Raw genomic sequence first — 11726 nt, 5'->3', positions numbered from 1 at the left:
CTGTAAGGCCGGTGGAGGACGCCAACGCAAGGGAGAGACCAGGATGATGACCGAACACAGGCGCCCGCCGTACCCTGACCGCACCGCCGAACGGCCAGCCGCGCGCCCAGCGCCGGAAGAGCTGGTCGGCCGGGCAAGCCGCCGCAGTCTCCTGCCGCCGGCGCTTGCGATCCCACTGCCGTACCCACTTCCGTGCCCGGCACGAGCGCTGACCACATTTCCGCAGCACACCACGGCTTTTCGGCGTGACGACGCGTCGTCACAACCCTCTTCTCTCCTCCTCTCACCGACCAAGCCCTGGGAAATAGGTGGGGGTGGGGTGTCAGTGGTGGAGGCGATCATCGGGTTCAGGGCGCGCCTGGTGCCCTCTGCGGCCGGGCGGGGCCGGCGCCCGGCCGGTGGCCGGTCGCGACGCATGGGAGGGCGGGGCTGATGGCGAAGCGCAAGACGAACGAGGCGGGATCGTCGACCGGACTGCGCGCCGATGTGCTGCGCGCGCTCGGGTGCTCAAGGCTGCGACGGCGGATCAGATCCAGCGGCTGTCCTCACCGCACCTGACGTACCGGCACACCACGAAGAAGACGGCGGCTGCACGGAAGGAGGCGCGCACCGCCTCCCATCGCGGCGCGCTCAACGATCTGTGCAGGCACGGTCTGTCCGTCGACGGCGGCCGCACCCGAGGGGGAGAGGAAGTGCGCCTGCTCACCAAGGACGGGCTGGCCGCCGCCGGACTCGAGTTGGACCGGGGGCCGGAAGAGATGGGCGGCATGCCCAAGAGCGCGGGCCGCTCGGGTGCCTCACACGCGATGACGGTCAACGAGACCGTCCTCGCCATGATCCGCCCGAAGCCCGACCTGGACCTGGTGGCCGGTGAGCCGGCCGAAGCCGTCGCGGCCGCCCAGGCCGCCGTTGATGCGCCCGACGGGATCGGCACCATCACCTCCTACGCCACCGAGGTCGCCCTCCCGGCGACGGGCACGTGGAAGAACCCCGGCGTGGGGTGTGCATGGGCCGACATCGTCCTCATCGCCCCGGAGGCCGGGCTGCCGCTGCTGTTCATCGAGGCCGACAACTGCACCGAGGAAGCCCTCATCATCGCGGCCAAGTTCGACAGGTACATACGCCACTTCCGCCGCACGGTGAAGGACACCGACGGCCAGGACAAGCCGATGTGGCGCACCCGATGGTCCGCGCCCGATCTCCGGTGGGGCGACGCACCGCACCCGCCGGTCCTGCTCGTCTTCAACCAAGTCGGCAAGCGGTCCGCGCTGAAGCAGATGGAGCGGGTAGCCGAACTCACCCGCGAGCACTGGCAGGGCCAGTGGGCAGAAGGCGGCTTCCGCATCTACAACGGGAAGATGCCGATCGTGGCGACCACGCTGGAGCTGCTGCGCGAGCACGGCCCGGCCGGGCCCGCGTTCCAGAGCTTCGGCCGCGAGGGCTACCAGAACCTCTGGGACGCGATCGGCAACCCCCGCCGCGACGCTGCCCTCGCCCGCCGTGCCGAAGCCGGGCGGCGCCAAGTCGCGCAGGAAGCAGCCGAACGCGAGGCTCAGCGCCCGGTGTGCGGGGACTGCGGACAGAAGTTCACCGACGACCGGTGGAAGGCCAGCACCACCGTCGACTGGGGCCGCGGGGACAGCCACCCGCACCTGTGCGACGACTGCAGGACGCGGGCGCTCGAAGCGGAGCGGCAGGCGGAACAGGCCGAACATGAGCGCCAGGAGCAGGAGCGCCAGGAGGCGGAAGCGGCGCAGGCATCGAAGGCCAGCGGCTGGCTCGGACGCTGGCGCAGCTGACCCGGGCAAGCCACGCCGGCATCGCGAGGCGTACCCAGGACCGCCTGGGCACGCCCGCGTTGTCGGTGACGGCTGCGAGGCTGGAGGGCATGGACAGCGACGATGAGCAGCTGCTGCGCGGCCGGATCTACGGAGCCGACCACGACCACCCGGGCCCGAAGCCGGGACGGCGCTACGCCGAACTGGTCGGCGGGCCGCTGGACGGCCTGCTGCTCGACACCACCGGCTGGAGGCTGGAGGAGATCGACGACGGTGTCTCCCTCCTCACGGAGCTCGGGCAGTTCGGCCCCGGGGGCCGGGCGCTGTACGACCCGCGCCCCGGCGATCCGGCCCGCTGGGACTGGGGCGGCGACAGTCCCTGATGTCCCGGGCCGACTAGGGCGTGTCTCCTTGGTCATCTGCGGCTGCCAGAGAGTGACCGCGAGGTATGGCGCGTCATGGTGGTCGATGGCGAGTGTCGGTGTGCACAGTGGTGTGCGTAGCGCGCCCTGGTCGTACTGGCGCACATCTGGCTTGGGCCGACAGGTGCCGTTCACCCGCTGGGGTGGGAGACCTGTCGGGTATCGGCCATATGCCCATACTCATGCCGACGTTGAGGAAAGGTGAGTGTGCCGAGGCCCGTGACAGACGGATACCCGGCTCCTTTGAAAGGGTGTGTCATGTCTGGCTGGCAGTCGTATGTGGACGAGCAGCTCGTGGGCACCGGTCAGATCCGGTACGCGGTCATCATTGGCCTCGACGGCCTCACCTGGGCCCAGAGCCCGGGGTATCAGCTCAGGGGTAGCGAGGGGAAGGGCATCGTTGCCCTGTTCAAGAGGCCGGCCCAGGTCTTCGATATGGGCGTCGTCGTCAACGGCGTGAAGTACATGGGCACCAAGGGGGACGACCGCAGCATCTACGGCACGAAGGGCGCCACGGGCGTCGCCCTGGTGAAGACTCAGCAGGCCATCCTGATCGGGTTCTACGACGAGCGTCAGTCCCCCGACCTTGCAGCCAATGCGGTGGAGAAGCTCGCCGACCACCTCACCGAGAACGGCTACTAGGCCAACACCCCCGTTCGATTTTATTCGAACGATCTGTCCCGCATGCGGGACTCACGCCGAAACATAAAGGACCCCGAGGCCGCCCCCGGTGAGGCCCCCCGGGGGCCTGGTCGCGCCGCCCTAGCTCACCGAACCGGCCCGGGGCACGCTGGGAGGCGTGACCAGCGCGCCGATCGTCGTGCACCGGCCCTCCCTCTCGGGCGGTCGGAGAGTCACCGTGCACAGCAGCGGCCGGGACGAGATCCTCGGCACTGCCTATAGCGACCACGGCTTGGTCGTGTTCCTCGAGGGCGCGGGCGTCGCTGACCCCGAGGCCGTCCTGGACGACCCGCAGTGGGTGGAGTGACGCGGCGGCTCTGCCCACAAGTTCAGCGACGCCTGAGAACCCGTCTGTGCTCCTCAAACGTCCTCTCAGCCGGGGCATGTGCCGCGGGGAGCGGCTGCTGCGGACGCGCACAGCGAAGCCCCGGCCCGCGGGGGCCGGGGCTACTGTGACAGGTACTGGCTACCGTGCCAGTTCGACCGCCACCGGCTGATTCGGGCATTCCTCCAGCACGTTCTTGAGGGCGGATGCCTCGGCCGGGTCCACCGATAGCTGCCAGCGCGTCTTGACCGCGATCCACGTCGTCGCGTACTCGCAGTGGTACGCCCGGGCCGGTGGCATCCATGTCGCCGGGTCCTGGTCTGCCTTCGGCCTGTTGCTGGCCGTGGTGACCGCGGTCAAGGCACGCGTGTCATCAAGATCGTTGGCGTAGGCCTCGCGCTCCTTGGTCGTCCAGGCGGAGGTGCCGGAGTCCCAGGACTCGACGAGGGGCACGTAGTGGTCGATGTCGAGGCCGCGGGGCCCGTCGCGACGTAGGTGTCGTCGTAGGGGCTGTACCGGCGCCCGCCGCTGAGGGTGCAGCGGCCGGTGCGGGCGGGGTCTGCGACGGCCTCGTCCAGGAGGGCCTCGTTGCGGGTGGAGCAGCCGTCGCGGTCGGCGTCGGTCCAGTGCTTGAACTTGTCGCGGGTGTAGCCGGCGCGGGATTCGTCGGCGACGGGCAGGGCGGCGAGGGCGGCGCGGACGGGCCGGGTGATGGTGTCGCCGGGTGTGGCGTGGGCGACGGCGAGGGCGAGCAGGACGGCGAGGGCGGTGAGGGCGGCGGCGCGGATGCGCACGGGTTCCTCCGAAGGTCACGGCAGCGGGACGTGATCTTCGTACTGGCAGGCGCGTGCCGACGGACCGGAATGCGGGTGCAGATTACCCGTGCGGGCGGTAAGTCGGATGATCGGCCGGTGCAGTCGGTCTCCGGCGAAGCGACGGCTGAAACAGGCGTGCGCACCGTTGACCGGCTTGCATGGCACTGGTTGGTGTGGAAGCGCCTCAACGGAGGGTTTACGCCTCTGCGCACTGCGTGTGCGCTCCCCAATCCCACTATTGGCGCTGGGTAATTGCCCGGATACTGGTGGTGAAAGCGGTAGCTGCGCTTCCAGCGAGAGGGCGGGTGCGCGGCAGCCGCCTTCCTCCGGGTCGTCACCTTCGTTGCGTCGAGCAGCGAGATAAGGAAAGTGTCCATGACAGACATTACGGGAATCGTCGCGACCATCGGAACAGCCAACACCTTCGCGGGGGGAACCAGTAACGGGGTCTACCTCGGCATCGCCGGCCGGGAGTTCAACCTGGACACCGCGGGCAACGACTTCCAGGCAGGCGCCACCGACACGTTCGTCATCGGTACCGGCAGCAACGTCTCGAACGCCAACTTCAACGACCCCACGAGCCCGCAGCTCACCGTCGCCGACCTCGACCTCTTCCCGGTCTACATCCGGCTGGACGGTGCCGACGAATGGCGCCTGGACGAGGCCACCGTCACCGTCAACGGCACCCACGTCTTCACCAACCCGAACCTGGCAGGCGGTGCTGCCAACCAGCAGATCTGGCTGGCCAAGGAAGGCGGCACAGTCTGGCACCTGCGGCGCACTGCCGGCACCCCCGGGCCCGCACCGGGCTCCGGCACCCTGGGCGGACACGTCGTACGCGGCAACATCGATGCCGGCGGCGCCATTCACGCCACCAGCGGCAACTTCACGGCCAACAAGATCGCCACCGGTACGTTCCGCATCGTGTTCGCCACCCCCTTCGCCGCGGCCCCGAGCGCGACGGCCACCATCTGGGAAAGGGCCCACCCCTGGTACATGCAGGACACCACCCACATCGCCGCGATCGACACCAACAGTGTGACCATCAAAACCTGCGCCTCCGACTACGTCCTCGCCGACCGGGACTTCAGTTTCATCGTCATCGGCTGAGCGGTCTGTTTCCGAGTAACGGCCGCTTTCCGACGAGGCCGCGCCCTGAGTCGCATCCTGGGGCGCGGGCCTGGGGCGCATCGGTCGGTGCCGTACACGGACCGCTGGCAGCAGGGCCGACCATTTGCAACCGGTGTCGCAATGCCGTTGCTTGAAGGGTGCAAGCAATTCGACGCGGTGACCGCCGGGGTGCTGGTTCGTTGACCGGACATGCATCCATGGATCGGGTTATCCGATGAGGTCCGGCTCGGGTTGCTCACCGAGTGGATCGTTCCTGAGCTGGTGGACGAGGTGCTGGGAGCGTGTGGTCGGCGGGATGCCAAGCCCCGTCCCCTGTCGAGCCGGTTCATGGTCTACTTCGTGCTTGCTCTGGCGCTGTTCCAGCAGGACTCCTACGACGATGTCGCGGAGAACCTGGTCGGGGCCCTGGGCGAGCTGGACCAGTCGGTCCCGAACAAGTCGTCGTTCACCAGGGCCCGGCAGCAGCTTGGGGCCCCGCCGTTGGAAGGAGTGTTCCGCCGTGTGGCGGGGGCGATCGCTCCGCCCACACTCGAGGCGGCGTTCTGGCGCGGGATGAGAGTGGCCGCGGTCGACGGGTTCTTGCTGGACGTGCCGGAGAACGATACGACGCGTGCCGCCTTCGGTGGGCAGGTGGACAGTGCCGGTCGGCCCATCGGGTTCCCGCAGGCCAGGGTGGTGACGCTGACCGAGACCGGTACGCACGCGACGATCGACGCGCGGATAGGCAGCTTCAAGGGCGGCGGTGGCGAGCCCGCGCTGGCGACAGAGATGGCCGGCAGCGCCGCAGGCATGCTGGTGATCATGGACCGGGCCTTCCCCGGTGTCGTGCTGTGGAAGGCCTACACGCAGGCCGGGGCACACGTGCTGATCAGAGCCCGCACCTTCGTCGCCGCGAAGCCCATGGAGGTCTTGCCGGACGGCACCTATCTGACCCGGATGAATCTCGCCGGGCAGCGGCGCTCCCATCCGGGCGGGGTGACAGTGAGGGTGATCGACTACCAGGTCGACGGCGGCGAGACGACCAGGCTGCTGACCGACCTGCTCGATCCCGAGGCCGGGCCCGCCGAGGAGCTGGCAGCCCTATATCACGAGCGCTGGGAGGTCGAATCCGCCTACCGGCAGCTGAAGACCTTTCAGCGGGGAAAGGCCGAGGTGCTGCGATCGGTGTCGCCGGAAATGGTGCGGCAGGAGATCTGGGCCCACCTGACCCTCCATCACTGTCTGAACCGGATCATCATGCGGCTGGCCGACGGCGAGGGCCTGGACCCCGACCGGATCTCGTTCGTCAAGGTCCTCAAGCACACACGACGCAGCGTCGTCCTCCAGGCCGGCCGGTCGACCCGCCGTCTGCGGCAGTTCACGAAGCGGATGGCCACGAAAGTCGTGCGCAAGCTCGACAACGGTCTTCGGCGGCTACGCGAGGCGGACCGCTACACCCGCCATCCGGTCTCGCAGTACATCGTGCGCAAGAAGGAACAGGTCAGGCGGGGCACACGACAGGATTCGGACCCGTCAGCTCCCCCTTTTCAGGGCCCGCATGTTCACCGAGTCGATCGCACAGCGCGACCAGTCCAGCTCGCCGCGGGCTCCGAGTTCGTCCAGGACCAGGCGGTGCAGTTTGGCCCACACCCGGGCCTTGGCCCACTCGGTGAACCGGCGGCGGGCCGTGGCGCCGGACGGCCCGAAGGACGCGGCGGGAAGCTGCTGCCAGGTGCATCCCGACGTCGCCACGAACACGATCGCGGCCAGCACCTCGCGGTCGCCGTGCCGGCGCCGGCCGCCGCCCTGGGGCCGTGAGGGCGTCTCCGGCACCACCCGCTGGAACAGTTCCCACAACTCGTCCGGCACCAGCCGCTCAACGATCCCTGCCATGGCCGGCAGCCTACCGAGCCAAATGAGATGACTTCTAAGGAGGTCGTCGAGGAGTTGCAGGTAGCGGCCGTAGCGTCCCGGTGTGGGGGTGAGGGTGAGGCCGAGGGTGTCGAGTGCGTGTTGGACGCGGCGGTCGTAGACGGCCATCCGCTGTGGTGCTGCTGCGGTCAGGATGGCTGAGGCGAGGGCGTTGCCGGTGCGGAAGCCGGGCAGTTCCCAGATGATGCCGCGCCCTGTGCGGGCGGCCTCGCTGCGCGGGAGGGTGGTGTCGCGGACGGCGGTGACGGCCCGCTCGGTGACCGCTCGCACGTGGGTGTCGGGCAGGGACATCAGTTCTGTCACCCACCGGGTCTGTGCGGAGAGCCGTTTCCAGACCACCAGGGCTGCGATGTCCGTCTTGCCGAGGCTGCCTGCGCGCTCGGTTCGCTGTGCGACGTCCTGGAAGACCTCGTCGTAGTGCGGTGAGACGCCGGCCAGGTAGCCGGCGCGGGCGGGGATCAGGACGTCCCATACCCGGCCGCAGACAGCAGCGGACTCCTCCTGGGCCGGTGTACCCCTCGTCTTCTTCACGTCCGCATCATGCCGTTGTCGCTGTTCGGCGGGTGCGGGGGCGGCTTGCTTCTTCGGCGAGGTGGTCGAGGCGGATGGCTTCGAGGGCTTTCTTGGTGATGCGTTCGGTGCCGTCGCAGATGGCGGTGATGGCTGCTTGGCGGATGAGCCGGGCGAGGCTGCCGATGCGGCCGGCGGTGCGCTGGTGGAGGTAGGAGGCGTGGCGGGGGAACGTGCCGGGTGTGTGCCGGTTCAGGTCGAGGGCGTTCTCCATGTCGGTGATGAGGTCGGTGATGAGGTCGGTGAAAGGCCGGGTCTGGCCGTGGCGGGCGGGGAGGGGGCCGCAGGTGATGAGGCTGGCGCGGCCAGCGAGTTGGGCGCCGCGGACTCCGGCGAACAGCGGGGTTGAGGCGACGTCGATGCCGGTGTAGACGAAGGTCGCTCTGATGCGTTCGGTGAGGTCTTTCAGCAGGTCGGTGGCTTCGGCGCCGGTGGTGGTGCGCGGGTTGAGGCGGTGGATCTCGTCGATGAGGACCAGGCGGACGCCGGCGGCGGTGTAGGTGTGGCAGACGGCCTCGGTGATCTGGGTCTGGGTCATGCGGGTGGTGACGGGGATGCCGAGGTAGCGGGCGAATTCGGTGGCGAGGGTCTTGGCGGTGGCGCCGGGTGGCACCAGCAGGTACGCGACCGGCACCTGCTGGTGGGTGCGTCCGGGCGGGGCGGGGTGTTTGCGGGTGTGGGCGAGGTGGCAGGTGCGCCCGACTTCGAGGAGGGCGGTCGTTTTCCCGGCCTCGGCGGGGCCGGTGACGATCAGTGAGGGCCGGGCGGTGGTCTGCTGGTGGTGGCCGAGCAGCATCAGGGTGCGGACCTGGGTGGCGAGGGTGGCGAGGGTGGTGATGGAGGGGGTGCGGACGGTGACGGACGCGGAGTGGTAGACGAGGCGTTCTTCCGTGCTGCGCGGAGTGTCGCCGGGCTGGGGCGGGGTGGGGGGCGGGGTGGTGGCGAAGTGCTCCCAGCCCTGCCAGGTGGTGATCGGCCACTGCGGTTCGTTGTCATGGGCGTCCGGCCACGGGCTGTCGCCGCCGGTGCGGGCAGGCTTGCTTGCCGGGCCGGTGGTGGTGATGTGCGGGCGAGTGGTCACCAGTTGAGGGCTTCCTGGGCGGGGTCGTAGAGGCCGAGTCCGGTGTACGGGACGGGGGCGCCGGCGGTGTCATCGCCGGGTTCGTCCTCGCTGTCGGCCTGTTCCGCGACGTCGGGCAGGTCTTCGAGGTCGTCGAGGCTGTCGTCGTCCCAGCCGTCGGCGGGCGGGTCGGGGGCGTGGGGAGGGTGGGTGGCGGCCGTGGGCGGGGGTGTTTTCAGGGGTGCGGTGCGGGTGAGCAGGCGCTGTTCGCCGGGGGTGGCGGTGCCGGTGTGGGCGCGGCGCATGAGCTGGTCGAGGGCGTCGGCGAGGTCGGCTTCGTGGGTGTCGCGGTCGCCGTGGCGGGCGGTGATGGTTTTGATGTGCTGCCAGGTGGCGCTGTTGAACGGCTGGTGGATGTGGTCGCGGTGGATCCACGGGATCTCTGTCAGGTGTCCGTCGGGCAGGCGGATCCAGACCTGGTGTGCGTCGTGGGGGTTGGTGTGGATCTCCCATTTGCCGCCGCGCGTGGTGACGGGGGAGGGCTGGCCGCGATAGGGGGCGAGGACGTCCGCGTCGTAGGTGCGGTGGTCGATGCGGATGCCGCGTTCGGTGATGGCCTGCCAGCGCACGGGCAGCAGTTCGAGGTGGTCGCTGCCGCTCAGCGGGAGGGGCACGTGGCCGGCGATGGCGATGAGGGCGGCCCACATCTGGTTCGGGGTGAGTGCCTTCTTGGGCAGGGTGGGGTGGCGCAGGCCTTCGTGGGGGCGGTGGTGGTAGTGGATCAGCCATTCGTCCAGCAGGTCCTGCAGTTGGGCGACGCTGAAGCAGGCCTCGGTTTCGGCGTCCGGTCCGCGGCGGGTGACGTCGGAGCCGGTGTAGCCGGGCAGGTGCTGGCACAGCAGGGCGTTGATGGTGCCGAAGGTGCGCTCGACGATGCCTTTCGCGGCGGGGGCGTGGGGCGGGGTGGGCTGGACGCTGATGCCGAGGGTCTCGCAGGCGGCGCTGAACGCCGTGGACAGGTAGACCTTGCCCCGGTCCACGACGATCGTCTCGGGCGTCACGACCGGCCGGGCGGCTGCGCCCTGAAAGCGTTCGTCCAGGCCCATCAGCCTTTTCAGCTGGGGGAGTGGGGCGTGGGCGAGGCGCAGAGCGTCGGGTCAGGAGGGGCGGGCCGGGTGCGGTACGGCCATCTCCGCGAGCAGCAGGGCCGCGTCGACGGCCTTGGTGCCGGCCGGGCGCAGGACGGCGGCGAGGATGGCGCGGGTGGCGACATCCACGGCGATCGTGAGTTCGGGCCGGCCGGTGGTGCCGTCGTCGAAGACGGCCAGAACGTCCAGGCGGGTGGTGTCGACCTGTACCTGCTCGTCCGGCCGCAGCGCCACCGTCGGGGTGAACGCCCGTCCGCCGGTGAGGGAGGGGAGAGTACGGGCTGGGCGGTGGGGGTGCTCGGCAGGGTCGGCGAGCTGGTGTACGAGCCGGTAGAAGGTGGCCTGGGAGGGCATGGGCACGGCGGGGCGGCCGTACCGGTCCTCCAGGATCTGCGCGACCAGGGGTGTCAGGCTTTTGACGGTGCCTTTGGAACGGCCGCGCTGGCGGCGCAGCGCTTCCTCGATGGCGGCGATGACGCGTTCGTTGGTGCGCCCGGTGGGGCTGGGGCGGCGGGTGGTGCGGTGGTTGACCAGGCCCCACAGGCCCTGTCTGCGGTAGGCCAGGCGCATGCGCTGCACGGTGGTGCGCGAGACAGCCCCGAAGCCGATCGCGGTCAGCTCCGCGGCCTTGGCCTCTTCGCGCTGCGCGAGCGTGAACCGGTCGGGGTCGTACTCGGCCCGGGGCACTCCGTCGGTGCCGGGCCCGTCGGGGAGGCCGGACTCCACCTCGCGGATGTGCCGCTGCCAGGCCAGCGCCTTGCGGCGCGCGTGCTCGGGTGCGGTCTCGAACAGCCCCCACTGCGTCACCGCCTGGGGCATCTCGGCCCCCACGATGGTGAAGGAGCCGTCGGCGAACAGGTGCCCGGCCAGCACGGTCTCGTCCTCGCCGCTCTCACCGGCCAGGTGGACCTGCTGCCCGGTCAGGGCGACCACCTGCCAGGTGCCATCACGGAAGCGGACGTGCGCGCCGACTTCGAGCACCGGTCTGCCGCCGCGCCGCCCGCTCACCGCCCACCCCCGCGATGGCGGTCGTCGGTTCCGGATGCCGCGTCCCCGACGTCATTCGTCGCGAGGTGGTCGCCGGCCGACGCGCTGCTGGAGGTGAGGCTCTCGGGGCCGGTGCCGGGCCGACGGCCTTCGCGGCCGCCAACGAGGACCCGCTCGTTGAGCGGTACGTCCAGGGGTGTGGTGAGGTGTCCGTGCCACAGGGCGTGGAAGACGGCGGGCAGGACTTCGATCGGGTCGCCCACCGCTTCGGCGCCCTCGATCAGCGGCCGCGGCTGGGCGAACACCTCACGTACGGCGGCCGCGAGACGGGGAGGGCCGGCGTTGCGGGGGTGGCGGTAGCCGGTCAGCCATTTCAGGTTCGCCGAAAGCGTCTTCTCCAGCGGCTCGAGGCGCCGGTAGCTCCAGCCGGCCTGCGCGCACGCCGCCTGAAGGACCGTCGCAGCCCGCTGCGCCCGCTCGCCGCAGGCATCCGGGTGGCTGGGGCAGTCGGCCAGCAGGGCGGTGCCGTCGCGGTGGCGGGCGAAGAGCTGCGGCACCCACGAGCGGACCTGGCCGCGCGCGTCCCGCCACAGCAGACGGACCGGCCGCCCGGCCAGGCCGACCACCTCGGGTTCGCGGTCCAGCACCATCAGCTGCGCCCGCATCGCAGCCGACCCGCACGCCACATGCCGGCCGGTCGTGGCCGACCACCACTGCCCAGGCCCCCACCGCCGCCCCGGCACCACCGGGAACGCCGACACCGGCTCCAGCTCCTCGAAGGCCACCGCGAGAACCGCGTCCGCCCACCGCTGCTGCACCACCTGCCCGACGGGGTCGACGAAGACCGCCTCCCACTCGGATCCGGTATCCGTCTGCATGTGCTGTGAGCGGCCCCCGC

7 protein-coding genes and 4 pseudogenes are annotated in these 11726 nt (G+C 70.3%); 6 read left to right on the top strand and 5 right to left on the bottom strand.

Annotated elements, in window-relative coordinates; all coding sequences use genetic code 11:
• The first annotated feature begins 503 nt into the window (after positions 1-503).
• The 4 genes from ACFWVE_RS28020 to ACFWVE_RS28005 all read left to right on the top strand — a co-directional run bounded on the left by ACFWVE_RS28020 (position 504) and on the right by ACFWVE_RS28005 (position 3188).
• Entirely contained in the window at positions 504-1799 is a 1296-nt protein-coding gene (locus tag ACFWVE_RS28020) for a replication-relaxation family protein (protein ID WP_384019585.1), read from the top strand.
• A gap of 89 nt (positions 1800-1888) precedes the next feature.
• Entirely contained in the window at positions 1889-2161 is a 273-nt protein-coding gene (locus ACFWVE_RS28015) for a hypothetical protein (protein WP_384019582.1), read from the top strand.
• Positions 2162-2458: 297 nt separating this feature from the next.
• The gene (locus ACFWVE_RS28010) at positions 2459-2842 is read left to right on the top strand and encodes a profilin (RefSeq protein ID WP_384019579.1); all 384 of its coding nucleotides are present in this window, start codon (positions 2459-2461) and stop codon (positions 2840-2842) included.
• A 157-nt stretch (positions 2843-2999) separates the two neighbouring features.
• Positions 3000-3188: a hypothetical protein gene (locus ACFWVE_RS28005; RefSeq protein ID WP_384019576.1), complete on the top strand. Its 189-nt coding sequence runs from the start codon at positions 3000-3002 to the stop codon at positions 3186-3188.
• A gap of 159 nt (positions 3189-3347) precedes the next feature.
• Here the strand turns inward: ACFWVE_RS28005 and ACFWVE_RS28000 are convergent.
• Positions 3348-4000: pseudogene (locus ACFWVE_RS28000) on the bottom strand (HNH endonuclease family protein).
• A 396-nt stretch (positions 4001-4396) separates the two neighbouring features.
• On the opposite strand from ACFWVE_RS28000, the gene ACFWVE_RS27995 reads away from it, so the two are divergent.
• Positions 4397-5131, top strand: a complete 735-nt coding sequence (locus ACFWVE_RS27995) for a hypothetical protein (protein WP_384019573.1) — start codon at positions 4397-4399, stop codon at positions 5129-5131.
• A 210-nt stretch (positions 5132-5341) separates the two neighbouring features.
• Positions 5342-6370, top strand: a pseudogene (locus ACFWVE_RS27990) (IS4 family transposase); the annotation flags it as partial.
• 280 nt (positions 6371-6650) lie between these two features.
• Here ACFWVE_RS27990 and ACFWVE_RS27985 read toward each other — a convergent pair.
• From ACFWVE_RS27985 to ACFWVE_RS27970, 4 genes and pseudogenes are all read right to left on the bottom strand, one after another.
• Positions 6651-7024 (bottom strand): annotated as a pseudogene (locus tag ACFWVE_RS27985) (transposase); the annotation flags it as partial.
• Between the two features lie 577 nt (positions 7025-7601).
• The gene (locus tag ACFWVE_RS27980) at positions 7602-8606 is read right to left on the bottom strand and encodes a TniB family NTP-binding protein (RefSeq protein ID WP_384019588.1); all 1005 of its coding nucleotides are present in this window, start codon (positions 8604-8606) and stop codon (positions 7602-7604) included.
• 104 nt (positions 8607-8710) lie between these two features.
• Positions 8711-10849 (bottom strand): annotated as a pseudogene (locus ACFWVE_RS27975) (Mu transposase C-terminal domain-containing protein).
• Positions 10846-11706: a TnsA-like heteromeric transposase endonuclease subunit gene (locus tag ACFWVE_RS27970; protein ID WP_384019570.1), complete on the bottom strand. Its 861-nt coding sequence runs from the start codon at positions 11704-11706 to the stop codon at positions 10846-10848. Before ACFWVE_RS27970 ends, ACFWVE_RS27975 begins: the two are co-directional and overlap by 4 nt.
• Between the last annotated feature and the right edge of the window lie 20 nt (positions 11707-11726).

The organism is Streptomyces sp. NPDC058632, assembly GCF_042717095.1.
Taxonomy (GTDB): domain Bacteria; phylum Actinomycetota; class Actinomycetes; order Streptomycetales; family Streptomycetaceae; genus Streptomyces.
Note: the sequence above shows the minus strand (reverse complement) of the source record. Positions and strands in the feature narration are given on the sequence as shown.

Excerpts from the sequence above, each read along its gene's own strand:
- ACFWVE_RS27995 (WP_384019573.1), top strand. The coding sequence starts at position 4,397 with ATGACAGACATTACGGGAATCGTCGCGACCATCGGAACAGCCAACACC.
- ACFWVE_RS28010 (WP_384019579.1), top strand. The coding sequence starts at position 2,459 with ATGTCTGGCTGGCAGTCGTATGTGGACGAGCAGCTCGTGGGCACCGGT.
- ACFWVE_RS28015 (WP_384019582.1), top strand. The coding sequence starts at position 1,889 with ATGGACAGCGACGATGAGCAGCTGCTGCGCGGCCGGATCTACGGAGCC.
- ACFWVE_RS27970 (WP_384019570.1), bottom strand. The coding sequence starts at position 11,706 with ATGCAGACGGATACCGGATCCGAGTGGGAGGCGGTCTTCGTCGACCCC.